Genomic DNA, 24463 nt, shown 5'->3' with positions numbered 1-24463 from the left:
TCACGCTGGCGCGGCTTCGCGCGCAGGGATCGCAGCGCGGCCGGGACGGCTATAAGCGATTCGAAAGTTTAACATAACGAGCAATAGCAGCAGGATCGCGGCCCCGCCGTTATGGGCGACCGCGATCGGCAACGGCCATTGCAGCACGATGTTCGACAAGCCGGTGACGAACTGGATCAGCACCACCAGCAGCACGCCGTTGGCGGGTCGCCGCAGCGACTCGAAACGTCGCATCTTCACCGCGAACCACACCAGATAGGCGATCACGGCGAACGCGAACGTGCGATGCGTCCAGTGAATCGCCACCAGCGCCTCCTGCGTGATCACGTCGCCGTCGCCGGTCATGCCGAGCGCGCGCCACAGGTGAAAGCCGTGCGCGAAGTCCATCGGCGGAATCCATTGGCCGTTGCAGGTCGGGAAGTCGGTGCATGCGAGCACCGCGTAGTTCGTGCTGACCCAGCCGCCGAGCGCGATCTGCAGCACCAGCAGCGCGAGACCCGCTAGCGCCGCCGCGCGCCAGCGCGCGGCCTCCGGCTCGTAGGCGGGCAGCGGCGTCAAGCGCGTCGCGAGCCAGCCGAGCGTGCCGAGCAGCGCGAGGCCGAGCAGCAGATGCGTGGTCACGATGATCGGCTGCAGCTTCATCGTCACGGTCCACGCGCCGAACGCACCCTGCACGACGATCAAGAGCAGCAGCGAAGTTGGCCACCACGGTGACACATGCAGCGGACGTCGCTTGATGCGCGCAGTCCACGCAATGATCGTCTGCGCGATGATCAGCACGCCGATCGCCATCGCGAAGTAGCGGTGGATCATTTCGATCCACGCCTTCGTCATGCTGACGGGGCCGCTCGGCATCGCCTGATAGGCGGCGGAGATCGCCGCGTGCGCGATGAACGGCGACGACGTGCCATAGCAACCGGGCCAGTCCGGGCACCCGAGGCCCGAATCGGTGAGGCGCGTGAAACCGCCGAACATCACGAGATCGAGCGTCAGGAAGGTGGTGAGCCAGACCAGCTTGCGGAATTTGTTGTCGTCGGCCTTGACCCATACGTAGGACAGCGGCAACAACGCGATACACAAGCCGATCAGGCCCAGTTGCAATACAAACATCTCATTTACCCAGGTTGCGGCGTCAGCCGATGGTCGACCATTTGAGCAGCTTGGTCAGGTCGCCTTTGATCTTGCTCGGGTTCGCATTCTTCGGAAAACGCATCATCAGATTGCCGTTCGGATCGACCAGGTAGATGTGGTCGGTAATCTGTGTGCCGGTGTCGGCGGGCAGCCACGCGGCAACCTGCGCCGGATCAGCGATCAGCATGTCGGTGTTGGGGTAGGCGGTTTGTATCACATCGGCGACCTTGTCCGCATCGGTGCGCAGCCACACCTCCACGACGCGCTCGCGTTCCGGGCCCTGAGCTGCGCGGATTTGTCGCATGAAGTACAGCTTCGTCACGCAGGCTTTGTCGCACGCGCTGTTGTCGACCGAGATCATCAGCCAGCGGCCGTGCAGCGACGCGAGCTTCAGCGGCTTACCGTCCTCGCCGGTGACGACGAGCGACTCGGGGATCGGCCGTTGCGGGTCGATCAGTGCGCCGTAGTTCGTGCTGCCGCCGGTTGGCTTGACGACGTAGTACATGAAGTACGAGATCGCGATCGGCGCCGCGCAGATCACCGCGAGCAGCAGCAGCACCCAGCGGCCGCGCCGCCACGAGCCCGGGCCGTTCGGTTGGCCGGGCATCGGCCTGGCCGCGGCGGGTTTGCCGGTGGATTTGCCAACTTCCGGCGAACGGGGAGTTTGAGTCGACACTACAGAACCTCTTTCAATGTTTGGACGGCGGCGAGCCGTGCCGTGCGTTCCTCACGCGCCCGGCGCGTGTTCTTTTTTGCCCGCGCGGCGCGCTGCATACAGACCGAACGCGAGCGCCGCGGCGGCCATGCCCCACCACTGCAGCATGTAGCCGTAGTTGCGCTCGACGCCGGTGGTCGGCGCGGGCCAGTCGCGCACCAGACCGTCGCGGACGTCGCCGATCTGCTGGATCACGAACGATTGCAGCGGCAATCCGGTCTCCGCCGCGTACGCGGCGACATCGAGATTCTGCCGGATCAGGTGATGCGCGGCCGATCCGCCCTCGCCGAGTTCGAACGCGCGTGATGCGTCGGCACGCGCAATCCCTTCGATCTCGACCTCGCCCGACGGCGTCGCGTACGGCGCGATGGTCTCTCGATTGCTGAGGTTGCGCGGCAGCCAGCCGCGATTGACGAGCACATAGCCGCCGTCAGCGAGTCTAAAAGGCATCACGACATAAAAGCCCGGTTGATCGTTATACGGACGATTATCGAGGTACACGACCTTGTCCGCGACGAAGCTGCCGCGCGCTTTCACGCGATGGAACTCGACGTCCTTCAGCGCGAGCGGCGCCGCGCTGACCGGCAGCGCGGGCGCGTTCTCGAACTGCGTGATGCGCGCCTCGAGCGCTTCCTTCTGATGCGCGCGATCGCGCTGCCAGAAGCCGAGCCGCCCCGCCACGACGACGACCAGCAGGATCAGCAGCACGGGAATCAGGCGAAACTTCATTGCAGGTACTCCGTCATCACGTTGAGGGCCGCCGGGAACCTGCGGCAGACGCCCGCGCGCGGTGCGATAATGACTGTCTTGCCACTGCGCTTTCCGGTTTCAGTTGGTTCCATGCACATTATCGTTCCCATCGCCTTTGCTCTGATCATCGCCAGCATGGTGTCGGCGCTGTATTTCATGATGCACGACAAAGGCAAGACCAAGCGGATGGTCTGGTCGCTCGCCACGCGGGTAGGCCTGTCGATCTCGCTGTTCCTGTTCATCCTGTTCGCACACTGGATGGGCTGGATTCAGTCGACCGGGATTCCGTACGGGCGCTGACGCTCGCGGATAGGTCGTCGGCGCAAACCGTCCGCGGCAAAATTTCCCCGCCATCAAACAAAACGCCGCCCTGACAGGTCGAGGGCGGCGTTGCATTCATCCTTGCATACTGTTCGTGCGCGCCGCCTGACAGCGGTTGCGCGCACGTCCCGCGTCTGCGCCGACGAGCGACGCGCGCGGGTCTGACTGCATTACAGCCAGTACACGACAACGTACAGACCGAGCCACACGACGTCGACGAAGTGCCAGTACCAGGCCGCGCCTTCGAACGCGAAGTGATGTTCCGCTGTGAAATGGCCACGAATCAGGCGCACCAGCACGACGGCGAGCATCGTGCCGCCGAGGAATACGTGAAAGCCGTGGAAGCCGGTCAGCAGAAAGAACGTCGAACCGTAGATGCCCGAAGCCAGCGTCAGGTTCAGCTCGTTGTAGGCATGGAAGTATTCGAAGCCCTGCAGGAACAGGAAGCACACGCCCAGCACGAGCGTCGCCGCGAGCCATGCGATCGCCTTCTTGCGATGGTTGTCGCGCAGCGCGTGGTGCGACACCGTCAGCGTCGCACCCGACGACAGCAGCAGCGCCGTGTTGATGGTCGGCACCGGCCACGGCTGCATCGACTTGTAGGTGCCCACGAGCTCGGCCGGGCCGTTGTTCGGCCACACCGCCGTGAAATCCGGCCAGATCAGCTTGAAGTCGAGGCTGCCCAGCTGATGCATCGCAATTTCGCGCGCATAGAACAGCGCGCCGAAGAATGCGCCGAAGAACATCACTTCGGAGAAGATGAACCAGCTCATGCTCCAGCGGTACGAGCGGTCGACGTTCTTGCCGTACATGCCGCCTTCCGACTCGGCGATCGCGTCGCCGAACCAGTGCCACAGCGTAAAGAGTAGCCACAGCAGACCGATGAGCACACCGAGCGGGGCCCACGTGTGGTCGTTGATCCAGGCCGCAAGCGATCCGAGCATGACCAGCAACCCGGTAGCGGCGCTGATCGGATGCCGCGACGGATGCGGTACGAAATAGTACGGGCTCTCGTTTTGACCGCTCATTCTTGATTCTCCACTTCAGTCCAGTTGTTCCGGAATCACCGGCTGTATCTTCGGCGGCGCGTCGATACCGCACCGCTTCTCTCTAATTCGTGGGCTCTTCTGTGCTGCTGTGCCCTGCTACTGCCTCAACCGACCACGAGGCGCACGACCAGAATCAGCACCCCGATCAGGATTGCCGCGCCGATCAGCGCCGCCACGATCACATGCAGCGGGTTCAGCTGCGTCGCGTCCGCCTCGAGATCGCGGCGCTTGCGCACGCCGAAAAACGACCAGAACACCGCGCGCATCGACTGACCGAAACTGCTCTTGCGCGGACTGCCGCCGTTATCGTTCATCTCGCTTCGTCTTCCTTCGTTCGTCCGCGGCTCGCACCGTCAAAGCTGCTTCAGGCCGGCTTCGCGGGAGTGGCTACCGCGTTCACTGCATTCGTCTTCGGCACCGCATCGTCCGCGTTCCCCGCCGCCGGCGTGTTCAACTCGAAAAACGTGTACGACAGCGTGATCGTCTTCACGTCCTTCGGCAACTTCGGATCGACCACGAACACCACCGGCATCCGCTTCGTCTCGTTCGCGTTCAACGTCTGCTGCGTGAAACAGAAACACTCGATCTTCCTGAAGTACTCGGTCGCCTGCTTCGGCGCATAGCTCGGAATGGCCTGCGCACGGATCGTGCGCGACTGCTCGTTGCTGACGTCGTACATCACCGTCGTCACTTCGCCGGGATGCACATCAAGACTGCGCTGCTCCGGCTTGAAACCCAACAGGCCGCGCGCGTTCGCATCGAATTCGATCGAAATCGTGCGGCTCATATCGACCTGCGTATTCTTCGCCTCGCGCGCCGAAACGTCGCGCTGCACGAGGTTGTTCACGCCGGTGATCTGGCAGATCGCGCGATACATTGGCACCAGCGCGAAGCCGAAACCGAACATCATCAAAGCGACGACGAACAGCTTGATCAGCATCGAACGGTTGAAAGAGCGGTCGGCCTCGGCGGGCGGTTGCGTCGACATCTGAATCCTCAACAAACCTGCATACGGACTGCGACTGCGGCGTTAGCTGAACCAGCACTGCTTCACAATGATGCTCGCGAAAAACACCGCGGCGATCGCGAACATCACCAACCCTATCCGCCTGTTGCCCGCGCGAATCTTCTCCGGCGTACGTCTTTCCCGTGGATTGCGCGTCATGCTCGACTTTCTGAATACAGTTCTTGACTGGTGAGACCGCCCGACCGCAGCCGCCTCGCGAAGCACCCGGTTCCGGTGGCGGCATCTCGCGCCGCCGGAACCGGGCACCTCGCCGTGAGATGCTTACTCGACGGTAGGCGGATGCTCGAACGTGTGGAACGGAGCCGGGCTCGGCACGGACCACTCGAGGCCCGTTGCGCCGTCCCACGGCTTGTCGCCCGCCTCGACGAGCTCACCGCCGCCACGGTAAGCCGGCAGCGCCACCGCGAACAGGAAGTAGACCTGCGACAGACCGAAGCCGAAAGCGCCGATCGAGATCACCTGGTTCCAGTCGGTGAACTGTGCGGGGTAGTCCGCATAGCGACGCGGCATGCCCGCGAGACCGACGAAGTGCATCGGCAGGAACGCGAGATTGAAGAAGAACATCGACGCCCAGAAGTGGATCTTGCCGCGCGTTTCGTTGTACATCCAGCCGGTCCACTTCGGCGCCCAGTAGTACCACCCGGAGAACAGCGCGAACAGTGACCCCGCCACCAGCACGTAGTGAAAGTGCGCGACCACGAAATAGGTGCCGTGATACTGGATGTCGAGCGGCGCCATCGCGAGCATCAGACCCGACAGGCCACCGAACGTGAACACGATCAGGAAGCCCACCGCGAACAGCATCGGCGTTTCGAACGACAGCGCACCGCGCCACATCGTCGCGACCCAGTTGAACACCTTCACGCCGGTCGGCACCGCGATCAGCATCGTCGCGTACATGAAGAACAGCTGGCCGGTCACCGGCATGCCGGTCACGAACATGTGGTGCGCCCAGACCATGAACGACAGGATCGCGATCGACGCCGTTGCGTACACCATCGAGCTATAGCCGAACAGCGGCTTGCGCGAGAACGCCGGAATCACCTGCGAGACGATCCCGAACGCCGGCAAGATCATGATGTACACCTCGGGGTGTCCGAAGAACCAGAAAATGTGCTGGTACATGACCGGGTCGCCGCCGCCTGCCGCATTGAAGAACGACGTGCCGAAGTGGCGGTCGAACAGCACCATCGTGATCGCGCCCGCCAGAACCGGCATCACGGCGATCAGCAGATACGCGGTGATCAGCCACGTCCAGACGAACATCGGCATCTTCATCAGCGTGAGGCCGGGTGCGCGCATGTTCAGGATCGTCACGACGATGTTGATCCCGCCCATGATCGACGACGCACCCATCAGGTGAACCGCGAAAATCGCGAAGTCCATGCCCGGGCCCATCTGCGTGGACAGCGGTGCGTACAGCGTCCAGCCCGCGGCGGTCGCGCCGCCCGGAGAGAAGAACGAGCCGACCAGCAGAACAGCCGCGACTGGCAGCAGCCAGAAGCTGAAGTTGTTCATCCGCGCGAAAGCCATGTCCGATGCACCGATCTGCAGCGGCACCATCCAGTTCGCGAAGCCGACGAACGCCGGCATGATCGCGCCGAACACCATGATCAGCCCGTGCATGGTGGTCAACTGGTTGAAGAACTCGGGACGCATGATCTGCAGGCCCGGCTCGAACAGTTCGGCACGGATCATCAGCGCCATCACGCCCCCGGACAGGAACATGGTGAACGAGAAGATCAGGTACAGCGTACCGATGTCCTTGTGATTGGTGGCGAACAGCCAACGGCGCCAGCCGTGCGGCGTTTCGTGGGCATGGTCGCCGTGCACGTGCTCGTGGCCCGCGACTACATCGTGTCCGATGCTAGACATGACAATCTCCTAAAGCGAATTCTGCGGTGCTGACCATGATCACGTCAGGCTGCCGGGCTGATCTGAACGCGCCGGGCTTCCTTCGCGTCGGTGCCGCCGGTGATCGTTTCCGGCTTCTTCAAAATAATATGGTCTTCGGCAATGCCGGCTGCTTTCAGTGCGTCGCGAACGGCCTCGGCACGACTCTTCGCGAGCTTCGCGTTGACGTCGGCGGAGCCGGTTGCGTCGGTGAAGCCAGACAGCGTGAATTTCGCGTCCGGATGCGCCTTTGCGTAGGCCGCGGCCGCGTCGACCGCCGCTTTCGCGTCGGCCGGCAGCGTGCTCTTGCCGGTCTCCAAGTAGACGCTCGCCGGCAGCGTGGCCTCTGCGCCATTCGCAGCGGCCGCGCCAGCGTCAGTGCCCGATGCAGCCGGTGCCGAAGCCGCTTCCGGGCCGCTTGCCGCGGCACCCGCGGCGGCCAGATGGTCGCCGCCTTCCGGCAGCTTGCCGTTACGCGCGTCGGTGACTTGCTTGGGCTGCAGGATGTCGCCCGTGTGGTTGCCCCACGAGTTACGTTCGTACGTGACCACCGAGGCGATTTCGACGTCGTTCAACGTCGGCGCCCACGAAGGCATTGCGTTCTTGCCCTTCAGCACGAGGCTCACGTGCTGACCGATCGGACCGTTGGCGATCTTGCTGCCGTCGAGCGCCGGGAATGCGCCCGCGCCCTTGCCGGTCGGCTGATGGCAGACCGCGCAGTTCGCCGCATAGACCTTGCCGCCGCGCTCCATCAGCTCGGCCATCGTGTAGGTCTTGTTCGGATCGTCCTGGCCGGCGGCCATTTTCTTCTTTTCCTGGTCGACCCACTTCGCGTAGTCGTCGGCCGACAGCACTTCGACGACGACCGGCATGAACGCGTGTTCCTTGCCGCACAGCTCGGTACAGAAGCCGCGGAACGTGCCGGTGCGGGTAGCCTTGAACCACGTGTCGCGCACGAAGCCGGGGATCGCGTCCTGCTTCACGCCGAAGGCCGGCACGTACCAGGAGTGGACCACGTCGTTCGCGGTGGTGATGATGCGGATTTTCTTGTCGACCGGCACCACGAGTGGGTTGTCGACCTCCTGCAGATACAGCGTGGAGATCGGCTCGCGGCCTTCGGTTTGCGCGCGGGGCGTGGCGAGCGTGGACAGGAAGCCGATGCCCTCGCCCGGACCCTTCACGTAGTCGTAGCCCCACTTCCACTGGTAGCCGGTGACCTTGATCGTGAGATCGGCGTTAGAGGTGTCCTTCATCGCGACGACGGTCTTGGTGGCGGGCAGCGCCATCAGCACGACGATGATGAACGGCACGATCGTCCAGATGATTTCGACGGTGGTGCTTTCGTGGAAATTGGCGGCCTTGTGGCCTTTCGATTTGCGGTGCGCGAAAACCGAATAGAACATCACGCCGAATACACCGATGAAAATGACGGTGCAAAGGCCCAGCATGAACATGTGGAGGCTAAACAGCTCCTCAGCGATTTTCGTTGCAGGCGGCTGGAGATTGATCGCATTGACGGCGGGGCCGCCCGGAGCATCGCCCACTGCCAGGGCAGCACCGGCGAAAAGCAGTCCGCTCGTCGCCAGCACGCTCATGAGCGCTCGCTTGATTGTTTTCATAGCTTCCTTACCCAAATTTTCCATTCAAACCCCTCGACCCCGCTGGCAGCGTGTCGCGCCCCCTTGAACGCCGCGCGTCCGGCACCATCTAACAACGTGCCAGCCACATACGCAGTTCGCCTGCGAACTGCGTGCGCCGATTCTGCGCGAGATGTTGCCCGATCATGATCGTCTGCCCGCGCGAGACCAGCTTGATCTGATCGCGCGGCGTTGCGCCCGGCTCTATCCGCACCCAGCGCGGATTGAATTCGAACTGCGTAATTTGCTCGGCGCTGACCTGCTCGATCACGAGCCGGTTCGGAAACAACCGGATGCGCTCGTAATCGACAGCATGACGCGCATATATTGCAAACGCGATACCTACCGCCAGCAATTCGATTCCGGTGAACGGCAACACCAGCCAGCCGCCGACCAGAACCAGCATGAATGCAATTGCCAACGAAAACAACGCAAGCGACACGTACAGACAGACGAACTGCCGCGGCGACATCGAACAGTTGCGCTTCATGGTCCAGTCCTTGAGGACCGGCTCTGAATCCGCCAGCAGATGATCTGATGCGCCCATCGCTGCCTCCTGCGATTCGTCGCGTCCGGCCTGCCTTCTTTTACTTCCGGATGCATCTCGCGGCCGCCGCTCATGTCACTGTTTACAGCATCAATCGCGACCGCGCCAACCCCTACCGCATCACTTCATTTTGCAGCCCTGCGCCTCGGGCTTGCCACCGCAAATGTGGGAACGTCGGGTGACAAACTGACGCATTATAGGCGCGATCCATAGCATCGACAAGCAAGCCCCGATCGGCCCACAAGCCCGGCGCGACAAGCCTTCGCGCCATTTTGCCCGGCATTTTGCGGCTCTTTCGGAGGGCAAATCCCAGGCATAACGGATGTCCTCTTTACCGCTTTTGCAACAGGTCAACCGCACCGTCGGCAAGCAGTTGATGACCGCGCCGCAATCTGCTACCCACGTTTGCCCGGACCTCGTCCGATGTCCTCGAGCCGCACGATGCCATGTCCTTCGGCCGTGGTGCGCGGCACCGCTTTCCATGCATGTCCGTAGATCACCTCGAAGGTCAGCGCGATCGTACCGTCGGCGCGCCGGCGCGCTTCGAGCGCGGCGAGCAGGGCTTTGTGCAACCGACGCGCGAGCGCACCGTCATGCGCATCGCGCTCGAACGGGTATGCGCCCCAGCGGCGCACGTCCGCGAGCAGCGACTCGGGCGACTTGTAGGTGATCGTCAGCGTCTCCTGGTCCATCACCGGAATCTCGAAGCCGGCCTCGACGAGCATGTCGCCGAGATCATGCATGTCGACGAAGTCGATCACATGCTTGCGCGACGCGACGCCGTGCGCGGCCTCGATCTCCGCGTAGGCGCCGCGCAATTCCTTCAGCGTGTCGGGGCCGAGCGTACTGAACATCAGCAGGCCGTTGACCTTCAACACGCGCTGCCATTCGGGAAAGACCAGATCCGGCCGCGAGTGCCAGTGCAGCGCAAGGTTGGACCAGATGAATTCGAATGCGCCGGCCGCGAACGGCAGCGCGGAGAAATCAGCTTGCGCGAAGCGCGGGCCACGCGCGCCGAGCGCCTTGCCGAGCGAAGGGGGAAGAAAGCGCCGCCAACTGGTGTCACCGGCGTCGTGACGCAGCGCGCGGCGGAGCATGCCGCGCGACAGATCGGCGCCGAACACGGGCGCCTCGGGGAAGCGTTCGCGCAATGCCGGGATGTCTTCGCCCGCGCCGCAGCCGGCGTCGAGCACGCTCGAGGGCGCGACCTTGATGTAATCGAGACGCTCGCGCATGCGCTGTGCAATCTCGCGCGGCAGGAACGCAACCTCGTCGAAGGTGGCGGCGCGACGGTCGAAAATACGCATGAGGCGCCGTGAATCGTAGGCCGGACGGCCAGATTGAGCGGATGTTGGGGACATGTGTGTCGTGCTGGCGTGAGCTCGAAGTATACTCGTTCGTTCCCCTCCATTCAGCGTGAACGGCTTTCGGCGGCACTCACTCGTGCGATTCCAGTCATTTTCTTCATCGTGTCGAAATCAGGCGGCGCGTGTTGCGCGCGGTCTGTATTCGGCATGGCCACGCGCCTTGAACGTCGCGCTGCCGAACCTGTGCGCGTTATGCGGCAATATGTCGCATAAGACGCTATGCGACGGTTGCGATGCGGCCTACTGGAACGAGAGCCGCCTGCGCTGCAGCGTTTGTGCGGTGCCCTTGCCGGCGTCACGCTGGGTCGCACAGGCGGGGTATCGCTGCGCGGATTGTGTGGCCGAGCCGCCGCCGTTCGACGCGAGCTTCGCGCTCGCCGACTATCGGGCGCCGCTCGATACGCTCGCTGTCGGCCTGAAGTTCCGCGCCCGGCTGATGCTCGCGCGCGACTTCGCGCAACGTCTCGCGCGGCTCGCTCGGGACAACTGGCACGACGCGGGCGAGCGGCCCGACCTGATCGCGCCAGTGCCGCTCGCCAGTCGCCGTCTGGTCGAGCGCGGCTATAACCAGGCCTGGCAGATCGCGCGGCCGCTCGCCCGGGCGCTCGCCGTGCGCAGCGACGCGACGCTGCTCGTACGAACGCTCGACACCGCGCCGCAATCGCGCCTCGATCTCGATGCGCGCCGGCACAACGTCGGGCGCGCGTTTCGCATTGCGCGCCCGGTGCGCGGCTTGCACGTCGGCATCGTCGACGACGTGATGACGAGCGGCGCGACGCTCGAAGCGCTCGCGCATACACTGAAGGCCGCAGGCGCGCGGCGGGTCACGAACTTCGTCGCGCTGCGCACTCCGAAAAACTAGCTTTTACGTGGTCCCCTTATGTTCAACGTCGTTCTCGTGGAACCAGAAATTCCGCCCAACACCGGCAACGTGATTCGCCTGTGCGCGAATACCGGCGCCCGACTGCACCTGATCGAGCCGCTCGGCTTCCCTCTCGACGACACCAAGATGCGGCGCGCCGGCCTCGACTATCACGAGTACGCGGAAATGAACGTGCACACCGATTGGGACGCGTTCATCGCGAAAGAAACGCCCGATCCGTCGCGCATGTTCGCGTTCACCACACGCGGCTCGGGGCGCTTTCACGACCACGCGTTTCAACCGGGCGACTGGTTCGTGTTCGGCGCCGAAACGCGCGGCCTGCCCGACACGGTGCTCGAGCGCTTTACGAACGAACAGCGCGTGCGTCTGCCGATGCGTCCTGGCAATCGCAGTCTGAATCTGTCGAATACGGTGGCGGTCGTGGTGTTCGAAGCGTGGCGTCAGGCCGGCTTCGAGGGCGGCGCCTGACGGCGTTCGAGCTCGGCCTCGTAGCGCGCGAACATCGCGTCGTCGAAACACGCGAACGTCACGTGCTTCATGTGGGGTGTGCGCGGCAACGTGTCGAGCACGGTCCCGACCGCGATGCTGACCGCATCGTCGGCGGGGAAACGGTAGATGCCGCAACTGATCGCGGGAAACGCAATGCTCGTGCAATGCGTCTCGCGCGCGATTTCGAGCGAGCGCTGATAGCACGATGCGAGCAGGTCGGCTTCGCCATGCGCGCCGCCGCGCCACACCGGACCGACCGCATGGATCACATGCTTCGCGGGCAGCCGATAACCGGCGGTGATTTTGGCGTCGCCGGTCGCGCAGCCGCCGAGCGTTTCGCATTCGCGCAGCAACTCCTTGCCGGCCGCGCGATGAATCGCGCCATCCACACCGCCGCCGCCGAGCAGCGACGTATTCGCGGCATTGACGATCGCATCGACGGCGAGCCTCGTGATATCGACCACGCGCGCTTCGAGCGTGCATGTGCCGTGACTGAGATTGAAGGTGGGCATGGGAACCTCGCTGACCCGAGTCTCGCTCAAGAAGTGGACAGCCGGGTGAGGCAGCCGTTCAACGTGAATTTGCGCTAAACGGCTGAAAGAACAGACTTTATTCGGCCTTCGAATCGCGCCGCAGCAGCGCGCTGACCGCATCGCGCGGCGCCACGCCGTCGAACAGCACCGCGCAGACCGCTTGGGTGATCGGCATTTCGATTGCATGGGCGCGTGCGATCGACAGGACCGCCTTCGCGCAGCGCACGCCTTCGGCAACGTGACCGAGGCCGCCGAGAATGTCGTCGAGCGTGCGGCCCGTGGCGAGTTGCAGGCCCACGGTGCGGTTGCGCGACAGATCGCCGGTCGCGGTCAAAATCAGATCGCCCAGGCCGGTCAGCCCGGTAAAGGTTTCCGCTCGCCCACCTAGCGTCACGCCAAGACGCGACATTTCGGCGAGGCCGCGGGTGATCAGCGCCGCGCGTGCGTTGAGGCCGAGGCCGAGGCCATCGGCGATGCCCGTCGCGATGGCGAGCACGTTTTTCACCGCGCCGCCCACTTCGACGCCGACGACGTCATCGCCGGTATAGATGCGCATCGCGCCGTGATGAAACGCCGCGACCGTGCGTTCGCGGCACACCGACGACGAACTCGCGATCGTCAACGCTACCGGCAGCCCCTGCCCGACTTCGCGCGCGAAGCTCGGTCCGGACAATACGCCGTTGCTCGCATGCGCGGGCAACTCCGCCGCCACCGCCTGATGCGGCAACAACTGTGAATCCGCTTCGAAACCCTTGCACAGCCACACGATATGCGCGGGCACCTTGCCCGCATCGCGCATCGCACGCAACAGACCGCGCAGGCCAGCCACGGGAGTCGCGACCACGCACAGCGCAGCGTCGGCGAGCGCGTAATCGAGCGCCGCATTGAGATCCGCTTCGTAGCGAAGCGCGGGCGGCAACGCGACGCCCGGCAGATAGCGGGCGTTTTCGTGCGAAGTGGAAAGCTCGGTGATGAGCGCGGACTCGCGCGCCCACAACACCGTGTCGTGCCTTACGGCCAGATGGCCAGCGAGGGCGGTGCCCCAGGCGCCAGCGCCGAGAACGGCGACCTTCATAGCCGGCACTACCTGCGGCGCCTTAATGCGTGACGCCGTTTTGCGCCGCGCCGCCCTGCTGGGCCGCGCTCATTTGCGCGAGACGCTGCTCGTACAGCGCCTGGAAGTTGATCTCGGCGAGGTGGATCGGCGGGAAGCCGGCGCGGGTGATCGCGTCGGCGATGTTCGAGCGCAAGTACGGGAACAGAATGGTCGGGCACGCGATGCCGACGAGCGGATCGATCTGCTCGGCAGGAATGTTGCGAATGTCAAAAATGCCGGCCTGTTTCGCTTCGATCAGGAACGCGACCTTGTCCGACACCTTGGCCGTAACCGTGCCCGTCACGAGGATTTCGAACACGGATTCCGCGAGGCGCTCAGCCTTCACGTCGACTTCGACTTCGACCGACGGCATTTCCTGCTCGAGGAAGATCGCCGGCGAATTCGGCTGCTCGAGCGACATGTCCTTCAGATAAATGCGCTGGATGTTGAAGAACGGCTGGTTATTCTCGTCGGACATGATGGTGATTCCTGATAGGTATGCGTGGCGGCGGCCGATGCACGCATGGGCCGCCAGATTATTGCGCCGGCTCGGCTCCGCGAGGAGCGCACGCGCCGGCTTATCGAGTGGTGGTCCGCCCGCTCGCGCGGCGCGAAACGCGCGAACTCAGGCTGCTTCGAGCAGCGGCGTCAGACCGCCCGCGCGATCGAGCGCGGAAAGGTCATCATAGCCGCCGACATGCGTCTCGCCGATGAACACCTGCGGCACCGTGCGACGACCGGTCCGGGTCATCATCTCCTCACGACGGGCCGGGTCTTTATCGATCAGTACTTTCTCAACGTGCTCGACGCCGCGCGACTTTAAAAGACGTTCGGCCATCTGGCAATACGGGCACACCTGGGTGCTGTACATGATCACTTTGTTCACTTGGCTGCTCCTTGTTTCACAACCGGCATACCGGCTTTCTGCCAGGCGTCGACGCCGCCCTCGAGAACATGGACTTCCGCGTATCCCGCTTCCTGCACGATACGCGCTGCCTTGTTCGACTGCTGGCCGGTCTGGCATACCAGCAGCACCGGGTTGCTCTTGTTCTTCGCGAGTTGCGTGACTTTCGCCTGCAACTCCGCGAATTCGAAATGCCGTGCCGAGGGCAGGTGCCCCTTGGCGTAATCGGCGGACGGCCGCAGATCGATGACCGCCGCGTTGCGCCGGTTGATCAGTTGGGTGGCTTCAGCGGCCGACAGGCCGCCACGTCCACGCCGACTGATGGTCGGCCACAGCAGCAACCCACCAGAGATAAGGACGATTGCGATCAGGACAAGGTTTGTGTATTCGGTGAAAAACTTCACGGAAGATCCGCCGGAAAGAGAGAAATCGAAAAGGTCAACCCGAGCATTATAAAATAACCGTTTGACGCGATGGCGATGCGCCGCCAGAGGCACCGCACAGCGCAAGACCGCTTCCTCACTACCGACCGGCAACTCACATGTACAAACTCGTTCTCATCCGCCACGGCGAATCGACGTGGAACAAGGAAAACCGCTTTACCGGCTGGGTCGACGTCGACCTCACCGAGCAGGGCAACCTCGAGGCGCAGCAGGCGGGCGTGCTGCTCAAGGAATCCGGATACACGTTCGACATCGCCTATACGTCGGTGCTCAAGCGCGCGATCCGCACGCTGTGGCACGTGCAGGACAAGATGGACCTGATGTACCTGCCCGTCGTGCATTCGTGGCGCCTGAACGAGCGCCACTACGGCGCGCTGTCGGGTCTGAACAAGGCCGAAACGGCCGCCAAATTCGGCGACAAACAGGTGCTGGTCTGGCGCCGCAGCTACGACACGCCGCCGCCCGCGCTCGAGCCGACCGACGAGCGCGCGCCGTACACCGACCCGCGCTACGCCAAGGTGCCGCGCGAGCAACTGCCGCTGACCGAGTGCCTGAAAGACACGGTCGCGCGCGTGCTGCCGCTGTGGAACGAGTCGATTGCGCCGGCCATCAAGTCGGGCCGCAGCATCCTGATCGCCGCGCACGGCAACTCGATCCGCGCGCTGGTCAAGTACCTCGACAACATCTCGGACAGCGACATCGTCGGCCTGAACATTCCGAACGGCGTGCCGCTCGTCTATGAACTCGACGAAGATCTGAAGCCGATCAAGCACTACTATCTCGGCGACCAGGACGCGATCGCGAAGGCACAAGCCGCGGTCGCGAGCCAGGGCAAGGCGGGCTGACCAAGCGTTTCCGGCCGCGGGCCCCTCGCGACGAAAGCGCGCGGGGCCGCACGGAGACAACCGGCCCGGCAAGAAATACTGTATTGCGCCCGGCGGTCAGATTTAGCGGTCCGCCGCAGAGATCACCGTAGCGGCGACCGCATCCGCTGGCCTTCTGCGGCAAGTGTCGGTTCCGCACCGTCGGGTGACATATCGCACCGCTCGCCATCCGCGGGCCGGTTCGCAAGAACCAGGACCTTCCCGTACTGTCGAAGCACGATTGCCTGCACCGCGCCCTGAGCAGGCGGGTGTGCAGTTATACTTGTCCGTCCAATCTTTATCGACGCTGCCACGCGCTTCCGACCGCAACAGACTCTATGCGAAAGAACCTGAAAAATTTCGGCCTGATTGCCGCGGGCCTTGCTACCGGTGTCTTTGCCACCTTGCAATTCTCCGCCTCGGCCCAGCAACCCGCTAGCGCCGCGATCGCTCCGCTGCCGCTAGACCAGCTCAGGCTCTTCGCCGAAGTGTTCGGGCAGATCAAGCACGAATACGTCGAACCGGTCGACGACAAGAAGCTCCTCACCGCCGCGATCAAGGGCATGGTGTCGAGCCTCGACCCGCACTCGTCGTACCTCGACAAGACCGACTACGAAGAGCTGCAGGAGCAGACCAAGGGCCGCTTCGCGGGCCTCGGCATCGAAATTTCGTCGGAAGACGGCCTGATCAAGGTGATTTCGCCAATCGAAGACACGCCCGCGTTCCGCGCCGGCATCCGTCCGGGCGACCTGATCACGCGCATCAACGACAAGCCCGTGCGCGGCATGACGCTCGACCAGGCGGTCAAGCAGATGCGCGGCGAGCCGGGCACCAAGGTCACGCTGACCATCTTCCGCAAGACCGACGACCGCACGTTCCCGCTCACCGTCACGCGCGCAATCATCAAGGTGCAGTCGGTGAAGGGCAAGATCGTTGCGCCGGGCTTCGCGTACGTGCGCATTACGAGCTTCCAGGAGCGCACCACGCCTGACCTCGCGGCCAAGCTGCAGGATCTTGCGCGCCAGGAGCCGAACCTGAAGGGCCTCATCCTCGACCTGCGCAACAATGGCGGCGGTCTGCTGCAAAGTGCGGTCGGCGTCGCGGGCGCGTTCCTGCCGCCGAATTCGGTGGTGGTGTCGACCAACGGCCAGATTCCGGATTCGAAGCAGATCTATCGCGACACCTACGATAACTACCGTCTGCAATCGTTCGACAGCGATCCGCTGAAGGACGTACCGGCCATCTTCAAGACCGTGCCGATGATCGTGCTGACCAACGCGTACTCGGCGTCGGCCTCGGAAATCGTCGCGGGCGCGCTGCAGGATCAGCACCGCGCGCTGCTTCTCGGCAAGACCACGTTCGGCAAGGGCTCGGTGCAAACCGTACGCCCCATGACGGCGGACACCGCACTGCGACTGACCACCGCGTATTACTACACGCCGAGCGGCCGTTCGATCCAGAACAAGGGCATCCGCCCCGATCTTCCGGTCGATCAATACGCGGACGGCGATCCGGACGACGCGCTCGTTACCCGCGAAGTCGACTACTCGAATCACCTTGCGAACACCCAGGACCCGAACGAGAAGAAGGAAGCGGAGAAACGCGAGTCGGAGCGCATGGAGCAGCTGCGTCAGCTCGAAGAGCAGAACGACAAGAAGACGCCGGAACAGCGCCAGAAGGAACGCGAACGCAAGCCGGTCGAGTTCGGTTCGAACGACGACTTCATGCTGCAACAGGCCGTCGGCAAGCTCGAAGGCAAGCCGGTTCAGGAATCGAAGTCGCTGATGGAACGCCGGCTCGCGCAGAACAAGCCGGGCACGTCGGCCTCCGCGCCGGTGGCGGTGAAGCCGACGCAACCGGTGCCGGGCGCATCGGGACCGGCGCCGGCTTCGGCTCCGGCTCTGGCTCCCGCTGGCAAATAAGCAGCGAACCCGCGCGTGTCTTCGCAGCACAATAGTCTGCGAAGACACGCCGCAGCAGTTTCAGCAAAAGCCGCCGCTCAACCGGCGGCGCCTCACGGCAAACCGCAACATCCACCCTCCCGGCGCGATTAAAATAACAGCCACGAATGCGCGCCGCGGCCCCTCGGCCCGCCTCTCCTTGCGCGACACCGCGACATAGCGACACACCCCACGCGCCCCGCCATGAACGACGATCAACTCCTTCGCTACTCCCGCCACATCCTTGTCGACGAAATCGGCATCGAGGCACAGCAGCGTTTTATCGAGGCCCACGCGATCATCGTCGGCGCGGGCGGGCTCGGTTCGCCGGCCGCGATGTATCTCGCGGCGGCGGGCGTCGGCCGTCTGACGCTCGTCGATGCCGATACCGTCGACCTGACCAATCTGCAGCGCCAGATCCTGCACGTCAGCGCGTCGGTTGGACGCAGCAAGGTCGAATCCGGGCGCGACATGCTCGCGCAGATCAATCCAGAGGTCGTCGTCAACGCGGTGGCTGAGCGCGTCGACGATGCGTGGCTCGATCGCGAAGTGCCCCACGCGGATGTCGTGCTCGATTGCACCGACAACTTCGCGACGCGTCACGCGATCAACCGCGCGTGCGTCAAGCATCGCGTGCCGCTCGTGTCGGGCGCGGCGCTGCGCTTCGACGGCCAGATCAGCACCTTCGATTTCCGCGACGAAGCGTCGCCATGCTACGCGTGCGTGTTTCCCGAAGATCAGCCGTTCGAGGAAGTCGCCTGCTCGACGATGGGCGTGTTCGCGCCGACGGTCGGCATCGTCGGTTCGATGCAGGCTGCCGAAGCGCTGAAGGTCGTCGGCGCAATCGGCACGCCGCTCGTGGGCCGCCTGACGATGCTCGATTCGCTGCGGATGGAATGGAACACCATGCGCATCGGACGTCAGCCGGATTGCCCGGTGTGCGGCCGCGCGCACGGGTCTTGAACCCGATCTACGCTGCCCCCCGGTCACGAAATAGAAAAACGCCTCAATTTGCGGCGTTTTTCGTTCAGCGAGGCGCGACGAAGCGCGTCGGATTCAAACCAGTGCGACCCGCTTGAGCGCCGCCTGCACCTCTTCCGGCTCGAACGAAGCCAGCACGTCGGCCACGGGTTTTTCGAGCGTCTTCAGATGCGAGCGCAGCACCTCCTGCTTGACCTCGAGCAGTTGGCTCGGATGCATCGAAAACTCGGTCAAGCCCATGCCGAGCAACAGACGCGTCAACGCCGGATCGCCCGCCATCTCTCCGCACACGGAGACGGGCACACCCGCCCGCTTCGCCTCGCGCAGCGTGAACGCGATCAGATGCAGCACGGCCGGATGCAGCGGGTCGTACAGATGCGCGACCGCATTGTCCGCGCGATCGATCGCGAGCGTGTACTGGATCAGATCGTTGGTGCCGATCGACAGGAAATCGAGTCGCTTCAGGAACAGCGGCAACGCGATCGCCGCGGCCGGAATCTCGATCATCGCGCCGACCTGCACGTTCGGATCGTAAGCGATACCCGCGTCGTCGAGTTGACGCTTGGCTTCGCGGATCAGATCGAGTGTCTGGTCGATTTCCTGCGCGTGCGCAAGCATCGGGATCAGGATCTTCACCTTGCCGAACGCCGACGCGCGCAGGATCGCGCGCAGCTGCGTGAGGAACATCTGCGGCTCGGACAGGCTCCAGCGAATCGCGCGCAAACCGAGCGCCGGATTCACGGCGGTCTCGTAGCCGTCGCCGCCGCCCATCGAATCGAGCGGTTTGTCAGCGCCGACGTCGATCGTGCGGATCGTGACCGGCAAGCCGTTCATCAGCTCGACCGCGCGACGATACGCGCTGAACTGCTCCTCCTCTTCGGCCATCCGGTCCTTGTGATTCATGAACAGGAACTCGGTGCGAAACAGACCCACGCCGGTCGCGCCCGATTCGATCGCCGCGCGCGCGTCGTCCGGCAACTCGATGTTCGCGCACAGTTCGATGCGCGTGCCGCACAGCGTTTGCGTCGGCGAGAACTTGAGCCGTTGCAGTTTGCGCTGCTCGAGCTCCTTCTCGCTTTGCCGATACGAGTATTCCTCGAGCACGATCGGCGCGGGGTCGACGATCACGATGCCGTGGTCGCCATCGACAATGATCAGATCGTCCTGGCGGATCAGCGCGCTCGCATGCTGCACGCCGACCGCGGCCGGAATGCCCAGGCTGCGCGCGACGATAGCGGTATGCGACGTGCGCCCGCCGAGATCGGTGACGAAGCCCTGGAACGTCTGCGTCTTGAACTGCATCATGTCGGCGGGCGCGATGTCGTGCGCGACGACGATCATTTCATCGCACGCGCCATGCACGTTGTCGACGATGCCCGGCGCGCCCGCGAGCGCCTTCAGCACGCGCTCGACGACCTGTTCGATGTCGGCTTTGCGTTCGCGCAGGTATTCGTCTTCGATGTCGTCGAAATGGCGCGAGAGTCTTTCGAGCTGTTCGGTCAGCGCCCACTCGACGTTGTAGCGGCGCGTGCGGATCAAGTCGATGGTTTCCTGAACGAGCATCACGTCGTTCAGGATCATCATGTGTACGTCGATGAACGCGCCCATTTCAGTAGGAGCATCCGCGGCGAGATCGGCGCGCAATACGTTGAGTTCTTCATGCACGCGTTGCTGAGCCGCGCGAAAGCGCCCGACCTCCCCTTCGATCTGCGCGGGTTCGATCAGATAGTGGTCTACGTCGAGTGCTGCCGGGGCGATCAGATAGGCCCGCCCGATGGCGATACCGCGTGACACGGGAATTCCATGCAGCGTGAATGACACGCGCACCTCCTCTAGTTGTGTAATGCCGCGGCAAACCGCTGCAATGCTCTCAGACTGTACTTGGCATTATAAATTCCGCGCCTTTTTGAAGTATGCCGGCGGTGTGTGCAGCGCAGCACGGGTTATCGCCATCAGGTGTCCTCGTACAGACGAAGCTTCGCTCTATACGCGTCGCGCAGAACATATGGTTTAAACATTGAAAACGCGTGTCACCTTACGCGCATGTCGCCATACGCGCGTGTGGCCTTACGCACTCTTCTCTGCGGCTTTCGCGCCGCTTGTACATCCCTTTAATGTCGATTAACCGCGGGCCTCTTCTGATATTCAAATGTCGGCGGCAAAAAAAAGCCGCGGACTGAGCCGCGGCATTTTCGGAATTGTCGAACGCAAAGCGCGCCGCGTTATTGACCTTCGCCAAATTTATCGGCAATCAGTTTCAACAGCGCGTCCATCGCTTCCTGTTCGTCGGTACCTTCCGTTTCGATCAGCACGGTACTGCCGATGCCCGCGGCCAGCATCATCACGCCCATGATGCTCTTCGCGTTGATACGACGGCCATTGCGGCTCATCCAGATTTCCGCCTGGTAGTTGCCCGCGAGTTGCGTCAACTTGGCCGACGCGCGCGCGTGCAGCCCCAGCTTGTTCACAATTGTCGTTTCCTGTTGCAGCATGTGATGGTCCGAAGCGCGGGTGAATGAAATGGTGAAAGGTGAAACTGCAAAGCGGCTGCAATGTGCCTGATGCCGTAGCGATAGCGCTTGAATCCGTCGAAGCTCGCCTCCGAACCAGCCCGAGTTACAAGCCGGGCGCGTCCGGCTTCTGCGTCAGATCGGCATCGGCCGGCAACGCGGGAACACAGTCGGCGGGCGCCGCGTCGGGCGGCAGCGCCGGCAGGCAATCGGCCGGGCACGCTGGCGCCGTGACCGGCTCCGGCGTCGCCGGTCCGATCGCGTGCACACCCTTGGTCGCGCCGGCGAGCGCCTTGTCGACGAGCGTGTCGAGCGGCGTCGCGCGATAGCAGACCGCACGCACCAGCATCGGCAGATTGACGCCGCACAGCACGCGCACGTCCCGCACGGCGGCGAGCCGGCCCGCGATGTTGGCCGGCGTCGCGCCGAACATGTCGGTCAACACGAGCGCGCCGTTCTCTTCCTTCAACCGCGCGACTTCCGAATTCGCGAACGCGACGACCTGCGCGGGATCGCAATCCGGCGACACATCGATCACGCCGATACGCGCCGGCAAACCGCCATATATGTGGGAAATGCAATCGCGCAACGCGGTGGCGAATGGAGCGTGCGCAATGATCAGAATGCCTGCCATGTCAGCCTTACTGCAAAAGAACGGCCCCAAACCGTGGACCGGGACTAGAGCCCGGTTCGCCATCGCCCCGGACCGGCCGTGGGTCGCGAGGGCGCAAATGCATCGTCGGGCGAGCGGGCATTGTAGCAGCCTCATTTTCGCGCCAATCCCGACGGCGCGCCTGATACGGATTTACTACCCAGATTGGGGGTGCGGCCGGGCAATCAAGGCCGCTCGAGTCGCCGCCCAAGTCGCCGCGCGAGGCATGTGCCCAGCCAGCACCGTGCGTCAGCCGACCGCGCGCTCCAGCGCGTCGACGAACATCGCGGCGACGTCGAAGCCGGTCTGATCCATGATCTCGCGGAAACACGTCGGGCTCGTGACGTTGACTTCGGTGAGCCAGTCGCCGATCGCATCGAGGCCCACCAGCAGCAAGCCGCGCGCGGCCAGCACCGGCGCGAGGGTATCGGCGATCTTGCGATCCTGCTCGCTGAGCGGCCGCGCGACACCCAGTCCGCCGGCCGCCAGATTGCCGCGCACCTCATTACCCTGAGGAATGCGCGCGAGCGAGTACGGCACCGCTTCGCCGCCGATCAACAGGATGCGCTTGTCACCCTCCTTGATCTCGGGGATGAATTTCTGCGCCATCACCGAGCGCGCGCCGTCGTGGCTCAGCATTTCGACGATCGAGCCGAGGTTCATGCCGTCCGCCTTCACGCGGAACACGCCCATGCCGCCCATGCCGTCGAGCGGCTTCAGGATCACGTCGCCATGCTGTTCGTGGAACGCGCGCAGCCGCGCCGGATCGCGCGTGACCAGCGTCGGCGCGACGAACTGCGCGAACTCGCCGATCGCGAGCTTCTCTGAATGATCGCGAATCGCCTGCGGCTTGTTGAAGACGCGCGCGCCGCCACGCTCGGCCAGCTCGAGCAGCCACGTCGACGTCACGTATTCCATGTCGAACGGCGGGTCTTTGCGCATCACGACCGCGCCGAAGCTCGCCAGCGCGCGCGGCGCGGCGGCATCGGCGGCGAACCAGACGTCACGATGCAGATCGGTGGTATCGCCGGTGATCGCGATGCGCTGCACGTTCGCTTCGACATCGCCGCCCGTCCACGCCAGATGCTTCGGCTCGCAGGTGTACACCGTGTGACCGCGGCGCGCCGCTTCGGCCATCATCGCGTAGGTCGAGTCTTTGTAAATCTTGAAATGGGCGAGCGGATCGGCGATGAAAAGAATGTCCATGAAAGTCCCGGTGCGCCCTGACGGGCGTGACATTGTTCGTCAATATAGTCTTTGAAGACGGCGATGGCGGCACGTGTGCCGCCATCCTGTCGCGCGAGGTGGCTTAGACCTGGATCGCTTCGGGATCGGTCTTTTCGAGTTCGACCGAGGCGGCCAGCAACCCCAGCCGCGCCACGACGCCATACATATAGAAGCGGTTCGGCGGCGCCGCGCCGGGCTTCGCGTGCGCATCGGGCAGCGCCGTATGTTCGAAGCCGAGCGGCACGAAGTGCATGCCCGGCGCGTTCAGGTTCTGGTCGCGCTCGCGGCTGCCGTGCACGCGATAGAAGCCGCCCACCACATAGCGGTCGATCATGTAGACGACCGGCTCGGCGACTTCCTCGCCGATGCGCTCGAACGTGTACACGCCTTCCTGCACGATCACGTCGTGCACTTCGAGGCCGTCTTTGGTCGCGGCCATGCGCGTGCGTTCGCGCTTCGTCAGCGCGGCGACTTCCGACGCGTCGTGCACGGTCATCACGCCCATGCCGTAAGTGCCCGCATCCGACTTGATCACGACATACGGTTTTTCGGAGATGCCGTACTCGCGATACTTGCGCGCGATCTTCTTCAGCACGCCGTCGATCGCATCGGCAAGCGCTTCCTCGCCGGTGCGCTGCTGGAAGTCGACGCCCTCGACGTGCGCGAAGTACGGATTGATCATCCACGGATCGATCTCGACCATCTTCGTGAATTTCTTCGCGACGTCGTCATAGCACGAGAAATGCGTCGACTTGCGGCGCACCGCCCAGCCCGCGTGAAGCGGCGGCAGCAGGTACTGCTCGTGCAGATTCTCGAGCACGGGCGGAATACCGCCGGACAGGTCGTTGTTCAGCAGAATCGAGCACGGGTCGAAGTTCTTCAGCCCGAGGCGCCGCTGCGAGCGCTCGAGCGGTTCGAGCACCAGCTTCTGGCCGTCCGACAGCGCGATCGTGACCGGGCCGTTGATGGTTTCGTCGAGCGTGCCGAAGCGTACGTTCAGGCCCGCCTGGCGCATGATCGACGCGAGCCGGGCGACGTTTTCGAGGTAGAACGCGTTGCGTGTGTGGCGCTCCGGAATCACGAGCAGATTCTTCGCGTCCGGGCAGATCTTTTCGATCGAGGCCATCGCGGCCTGCACCGCGAGCGGCAGCACTTCCTGCGGCAGATTGTTGAAGGCGCCGGGAAACAGGTTGGTGTCGACCGGCGCGAGCTTGAAGCCCGCATTACGCAGATCGACGGAACAATAGAACGGCGGCGTGTGCTCCTGCCATTCAAGCCGGAACCAGCGTTCGATAGCGGGCGTGGCGTCGAGGATCTTCCGCTCGAGGTCGAGCAGCGGGCCGTTTAACGCCGTAACTAGGTGCGGAACCATTGATCACTCGCAGACTGGAGAAAAAAGATTGTAGAGCAAATGCTTTGTCCATTTGGGGACGGTTTCTCCATTCGCAAGCAGACTCGAATGCATTCTCCCTATCTCGATGATAGGCGCGGAAAATTACCGTTCG

27 protein-coding genes are annotated in these 24463 nt (G+C 63.7%); 6 read left to right on the top strand and 21 right to left on the bottom strand.

The window, feature by feature from the left end:
* The 3 genes from BC1002_RS01400 to BC1002_RS01390 are packed head-to-tail and all read right to left on the bottom strand — an operon-like array spanning nt 1 to nt 2575.
* On the bottom strand, nt 1–1110 hold the full coding sequence (locus BC1002_RS01400) for a COX15/CtaA family protein (RefSeq protein WP_013088287.1): 1110 nt from the start codon (nt 1108–1110) through the stop codon (nt 1–3).
* A 22-nt stretch (nt 1111–1132) separates the two neighbouring features.
* Nucleotides 1133–1807, bottom strand: coding sequence for an SCO family protein (locus tag BC1002_RS01395; protein ID WP_013088286.1), 675 nt, complete (start codon nt 1805–1807; stop codon nt 1133–1135).
* Nucleotides 1808–1858: 51 nt separating this feature from the next.
* Nucleotides 1859–2575: an SURF1 family protein gene (locus BC1002_RS01390; protein WP_013088285.1), complete on the bottom strand. Its 717-nt coding sequence runs from the start codon at nt 2573–2575 to the stop codon at nt 1859–1861.
* A gap of 111 nt (nt 2576–2686) precedes the next feature.
* Here BC1002_RS01390 and BC1002_RS01385 point away from each other — a divergent pair, with 111 nt between their 5' ends.
* Nucleotides 2687–2896 (top strand): twin transmembrane helix small protein, encoded by a 210-nt coding sequence (locus tag BC1002_RS01385; protein WP_008921867.1) that lies wholly within the window; start codon nt 2687–2689, stop codon nt 2894–2896.
* Nucleotides 2897–3087: 191 nt separating this feature from the next.
* Here the strand turns inward: BC1002_RS01385 and BC1002_RS01380 are convergent, their stop codons facing one another.
* The 8 genes from BC1002_RS01380 to BC1002_RS01345 all read right to left on the bottom strand — a co-directional run bounded on the left by BC1002_RS01380 (nt 3088) and on the right by BC1002_RS01345 (nt 10431).
* Entirely contained in the window at nt 3088–3945 is an 858-nt protein-coding gene (locus BC1002_RS01380; protein ID WP_013088284.1) for a cytochrome c oxidase subunit 3, read from the bottom strand.
* Between the two features lie 125 nt (nt 3946–4070).
* Nucleotides 4071–4280 (bottom strand): DUF2970 domain-containing protein, encoded by a 210-nt coding sequence (locus BC1002_RS01375; protein WP_013088283.1) that lies wholly within the window; start codon nt 4278–4280, stop codon nt 4071–4073.
* A 50-nt stretch (nt 4281–4330) separates the two neighbouring features.
* Nucleotides 4331–4954 carry a cytochrome c oxidase assembly protein gene (locus tag BC1002_RS01370; protein WP_013088282.1) on the bottom strand — a complete coding sequence of 208 codons (624 nt, stop codon included), beginning with the start codon at nt 4952–4954 and terminating at the stop codon, nt 4331–4333.
* A gap of 42 nt (nt 4955–4996) precedes the next feature.
* Complete coding sequence (locus BC1002_RS38710) at nt 4997–5131, bottom strand: cytochrome oxidase small assembly protein (RefSeq protein ID WP_041734263.1); 135 nt, start codon at nt 5129–5131, stop codon at nt 4997–4999.
* A gap of 123 nt (nt 5132–5254) precedes the next feature.
* Nucleotides 5255–6868 carry a cytochrome c oxidase subunit I gene (gene ctaD, locus BC1002_RS01360; RefSeq protein WP_013088281.1) on the bottom strand — a complete coding sequence of 538 codons (1614 nt, stop codon included), beginning with the start codon at nt 6866–6868 and terminating at the stop codon, nt 5255–5257.
* A 44-nt stretch (nt 6869–6912) separates the two neighbouring features.
* Nucleotides 6913–8529: a cytochrome c oxidase subunit II gene (gene coxB, locus BC1002_RS01355; protein WP_013088280.1), complete on the bottom strand. Its 1617-nt coding sequence runs from the start codon at nt 8527–8529 to the stop codon at nt 6913–6915.
* A 64-nt stretch (nt 8530–8593) separates the two neighbouring features.
* Complete coding sequence (locus tag BC1002_RS01350) at nt 8594–9070, bottom strand: DUF2244 domain-containing protein (RefSeq protein WP_013088279.1); 477 nt, start codon at nt 9068–9070, stop codon at nt 8594–8596.
* 395 nt (nt 9071–9465) lie between these two features.
* Entirely contained in the window at nt 9466–10431 is a 966-nt protein-coding gene (locus BC1002_RS01345; RefSeq protein ID WP_013088278.1) for a methyltransferase domain-containing protein, read from the bottom strand.
* 82 nt (nt 10432–10513) lie between these two features.
* Here BC1002_RS01345 and BC1002_RS01340 point away from each other — a divergent pair, with 82 nt between their 5' ends.
* Nucleotides 10514–11299 (top strand): ComF family protein, encoded by a 786-nt coding sequence (locus BC1002_RS01340; RefSeq protein WP_013088277.1) that lies wholly within the window; start codon nt 10514–10516, stop codon nt 11297–11299.
* An 18-nt stretch (nt 11300–11317) separates the two neighbouring features.
* The gene (trmL, locus tag BC1002_RS01335) at nt 11318–11788 is read left to right on the top strand and encodes a tRNA (uridine(34)/cytosine(34)/5-carboxymethylaminomethyluridine(34)-2'-O)-methyltransferase TrmL (RefSeq protein WP_013088276.1); all 471 of its coding nucleotides are present in this window, start codon (nt 11318–11320) and stop codon (nt 11786–11788) included.
* Here trmL and BC1002_RS01330 read toward each other — a convergent pair.
* From BC1002_RS01330 to BC1002_RS01310, 5 genes are all read right to left on the bottom strand, one after another.
* A complete protein-coding gene (locus BC1002_RS01330; RefSeq protein WP_013088275.1) occupies nt 11761–12321 on the bottom strand; it encodes an O-acetyl-ADP-ribose deacetylase in 561 nt (186 codons plus the stop codon). The genes trmL and BC1002_RS01330 overlap by 28 nt on opposite strands.
* Before the next feature lie 97 nt (nt 12322–12418).
* On the bottom strand, nt 12419–13417 hold the full coding sequence (locus tag BC1002_RS01325) for an NAD(P)H-dependent glycerol-3-phosphate dehydrogenase (RefSeq protein WP_013088274.1): 999 nt from the start codon (nt 13415–13417) through the stop codon (nt 12419–12421).
* A gap of 22 nt (nt 13418–13439) precedes the next feature.
* Nucleotides 13440–13916 carry a protein-export chaperone SecB gene (gene secB, locus BC1002_RS01320; protein WP_013088273.1) on the bottom strand — a complete coding sequence of 159 codons (477 nt, stop codon included), beginning with the start codon at nt 13914–13916 and terminating at the stop codon, nt 13440–13442.
* Between the two features lie 147 nt (nt 13917–14063).
* The gene (grxC, locus tag BC1002_RS35960) at nt 14064–14324 is read right to left on the bottom strand and encodes a glutaredoxin 3 (protein ID WP_013088272.1); all 261 of its coding nucleotides are present in this window, start codon (nt 14322–14324) and stop codon (nt 14064–14066) included.
* Nucleotides 14321–14746, bottom strand: a complete 426-nt coding sequence (locus tag BC1002_RS01310; RefSeq protein WP_013088271.1) for a rhodanese-like domain-containing protein — start codon at nt 14744–14746, stop codon at nt 14321–14323. Before BC1002_RS01310 ends, grxC begins: the two co-directional genes overlap by 4 nt.
* A 137-nt stretch (nt 14747–14883) precedes the next feature.
* Between BC1002_RS01310 and gpmA the strand changes: the two genes are divergently transcribed.
* The 3 genes from gpmA (at nt 14884) to BC1002_RS01295 (ending at nt 18551) form a co-directional block, all read left to right on the top strand.
* Nucleotides 14884–15630: a 2,3-diphosphoglycerate-dependent phosphoglycerate mutase gene (gene gpmA / locus BC1002_RS01305; RefSeq protein WP_013088270.1), complete on the top strand. Its 747-nt coding sequence runs from the start codon at nt 14884–14886 to the stop codon at nt 15628–15630.
* A 356-nt stretch (nt 15631–15986) separates the two neighbouring features.
* On the top strand, nt 15987–17570 hold the full coding sequence (locus BC1002_RS01300) for a S41 family peptidase (RefSeq protein WP_013088269.1): 1584 nt from the start codon (nt 15987–15989) through the stop codon (nt 17568–17570).
* A gap of 222 nt (nt 17571–17792) precedes the next feature.
* A complete protein-coding gene (locus tag BC1002_RS01295; protein WP_013088268.1) occupies nt 17793–18551 on the top strand; it encodes a HesA/MoeB/ThiF family protein in 759 nt (252 codons plus the stop codon).
* 93 nt (nt 18552–18644) lie between these two features.
* Here the strand turns inward: BC1002_RS01295 and ptsP are convergent, their stop codons facing one another.
* The 5 genes from ptsP to gshA form a co-directional block, all read right to left on the bottom strand.
* The gene (gene ptsP / locus BC1002_RS01290; protein WP_013088267.1) at nt 18645–20390 is read right to left on the bottom strand and encodes a phosphoenolpyruvate--protein phosphotransferase; all 1746 of its coding nucleotides are present in this window, start codon (nt 20388–20390) and stop codon (nt 18645–18647) included.
* A gap of 401 nt (nt 20391–20791) precedes the next feature.
* Nucleotides 20792–21061 carry an HPr family phosphocarrier protein gene (locus BC1002_RS01285; RefSeq protein ID WP_013088266.1) on the bottom strand — a complete coding sequence of 90 codons (270 nt, stop codon included), beginning with the start codon at nt 21059–21061 and terminating at the stop codon, nt 20792–20794.
* A 124-nt stretch (nt 21062–21185) separates the two neighbouring features.
* Nucleotides 21186–21713, bottom strand: a complete 528-nt coding sequence (locus tag BC1002_RS01280; protein WP_013088265.1) for a PTS sugar transporter subunit IIA — start codon at nt 21711–21713, stop codon at nt 21186–21188.
* A 267-nt stretch (nt 21714–21980) separates the two neighbouring features.
* Complete coding sequence (gene gshB, locus BC1002_RS01275; protein WP_013088264.1) at nt 21981–22937, bottom strand: glutathione synthase; 957 nt, start codon at nt 22935–22937, stop codon at nt 21981–21983.
* A gap of 103 nt (nt 22938–23040) precedes the next feature.
* A complete protein-coding gene (gene gshA / locus BC1002_RS01270; RefSeq protein ID WP_013088263.1) occupies nt 23041–24330 on the bottom strand; it encodes a glutamate--cysteine ligase in 1290 nt (429 codons plus the stop codon).
* Nucleotides 24331–24463: the final 133 nt, after the last annotated feature.

Origin of the sequence: Paraburkholderia atlantica, from assembly GCF_000092885.1 — a bacterium.
Classification (GTDB): Bacteria; Pseudomonadota; Gammaproteobacteria; order Burkholderiales; family Burkholderiaceae; genus Paraburkholderia; species Paraburkholderia atlantica.
This window is presented reverse-complemented; position numbering and strand designations above follow the sequence as displayed.

Bases quoted from the DNA above. Each gene is read 5' to 3' on its own strand.
- BC1002_RS01280 (WP_013088265.1), bottom strand. From the start codon at position 21,713: ATGGCAGGCATTCTGATCATTGCGCACGCTCCATTCGCCACCGCGTTG.
- gshA (WP_013088263.1), bottom strand. From the start codon at position 24,330: ATGGTTCCGCACCTAGTTACGGCGTTAAACGGCCCGCTGCTCGACCTC.
- BC1002_RS01285 (WP_013088266.1), bottom strand. From the start codon at position 21,061: ATGCTGCAACAGGAAACGACAATTGTGAACAAGCTGGGGCTGCACGCG.
- BC1002_RS01390 (WP_013088285.1), bottom strand. From the start codon at position 2,575: ATGAAGTTTCGCCTGATTCCCGTGCTGCTGATCCTGCTGGTCGTCGTC.
- trmL (WP_013088276.1), top strand. From the start codon at position 11,318: ATGTTCAACGTCGTTCTCGTGGAACCAGAAATTCCGCCCAACACCGGC.
- BC1002_RS38710 (WP_041734263.1), bottom strand. From the start codon at position 5,131: ATGACGCGCAATCCACGGGAAAGACGTACGCCGGAGAAGATTCGCGCG.
- gshB (WP_013088264.1), bottom strand. From the start codon at position 22,937: ATGGACATTCTTTTCATCGCCGATCCGCTCGCCCATTTCAAGATTTAC.
- gpmA (WP_013088270.1), top strand. From the start codon at position 14,884: ATGTACAAACTCGTTCTCATCCGCCACGGCGAATCGACGTGGAACAAG.
- BC1002_RS01350 (WP_013088279.1), bottom strand. From the start codon at position 9,070: ATGGGCGCATCAGATCATCTGCTGGCGGATTCAGAGCCGGTCCTCAAG.
- BC1002_RS01300 (WP_013088269.1), top strand. From the start codon at position 15,987: ATGCGAAAGAACCTGAAAAATTTCGGCCTGATTGCCGCGGGCCTTGCT.
- BC1002_RS01370 (WP_013088282.1), bottom strand. From the start codon at position 4,954: ATGTCGACGCAACCGCCCGCCGAGGCCGACCGCTCTTTCAACCGTTCG.
- BC1002_RS01295 (WP_013088268.1), top strand. From the start codon at position 17,793: ATGAACGACGATCAACTCCTTCGCTACTCCCGCCACATCCTTGTCGAC.
- ctaD (WP_013088281.1), bottom strand. From the start codon at position 6,868: ATGTCTAGCATCGGACACGATGTAGTCGCGGGCCACGAGCACGTGCAC.
- BC1002_RS01380 (WP_013088284.1), bottom strand. From the start codon at position 3,945: ATGAGCGGTCAAAACGAGAGCCCGTACTATTTCGTACCGCATCCGTCG.
- BC1002_RS01345 (WP_013088278.1), bottom strand. From the start codon at position 10,431: ATGTCCCCAACATCCGCTCAATCTGGCCGTCCGGCCTACGATTCACGG.
- BC1002_RS01325 (WP_013088274.1), bottom strand. From the start codon at position 13,417: ATGAAGGTCGCCGTTCTCGGCGCTGGCGCCTGGGGCACCGCCCTCGCT.
- secB (WP_013088273.1), bottom strand. From the start codon at position 13,916: ATGTCCGACGAGAATAACCAGCCGTTCTTCAACATCCAGCGCATTTAT.
- BC1002_RS01375 (WP_013088283.1), bottom strand. From the start codon at position 4,280: ATGAACGATAACGGCGGCAGTCCGCGCAAGAGCAGTTTCGGTCAGTCG.
- coxB (WP_013088280.1), bottom strand. From the start codon at position 8,529: ATGGAAAATTTGGGTAAGGAAGCTATGAAAACAATCAAGCGAGCGCTC.
- BC1002_RS01330 (WP_013088275.1), bottom strand. From the start codon at position 12,321: ATGCCCACCTTCAATCTCAGTCACGGCACATGCACGCTCGAAGCGCGC.
- BC1002_RS01385 (WP_008921867.1), top strand. From the start codon at position 2,687: ATGCACATTATCGTTCCCATCGCCTTTGCTCTGATCATCGCCAGCATG.
- BC1002_RS01400 (WP_013088287.1), bottom strand. From the start codon at position 1,110: ATGTTTGTATTGCAACTGGGCCTGATCGGCTTGTGTATCGCGTTGTTG.